This is a genomic window from Arthrobacter sp. K410C, from assembly GCF_059090105.1.
Genome location: NZ_JBNHFJ010000059.1, coordinates 1 through 461 on the forward strand (window position 1 = coordinate 1; position 461 = coordinate 461).

The 461-nt window shown below is 67.2% G+C and carries 1 protein-coding gene; it reads right to left on the minus strand.

Features of this window, described 5'->3' with window-relative positions:
• Positions 1-461 (minus strand): hypothetical protein (locus AC5RU7_RS21065; protein ID WP_494053884.1); only part of this gene is annotated, 461 nt, incomplete at both ends.

Consider the following 461-nt stretch of genomic DNA (forward strand, 5'->3'; position numbering starts at 1 on the left):
GACCCAGACCAGGAAGAGCAGGAAGCCGACAAAACCGGCCATGCCGATAGCGCCCCCATCGGGGGAGGTCTCAAATACTCCCGCGAGGGAAACGAGCAGCAGCACGGACGTGACGGCAGCCAGCCAGCCCAACCACCGCGGTAGCGCCCGGGTGGTCAGGATGGCTACCGCCGCCCCGAGGAACATTGCGACACCGGCGGGCACAATGGCGCCGCCCACCCATTCGTTGAGGACGGCGAGGGCGGAAAGCACCGCCGGGTCGGGCTGACCACCGGAGGCATACTGGATGAGCGCCATGTACAGGCCCCCTGAAACCAGCATGAGCGCCACCAAGGCAACACCGGCTACGAGGACCAGCGCGGCGAACATCCCGGCAGGGCCCTCCCATCGGCGCAGCCTGCCCCAAAGGCCGGCCAGGAAGACCAGGAAGGCGATGTTGGCGAGAAATCCCAGCAACAGCG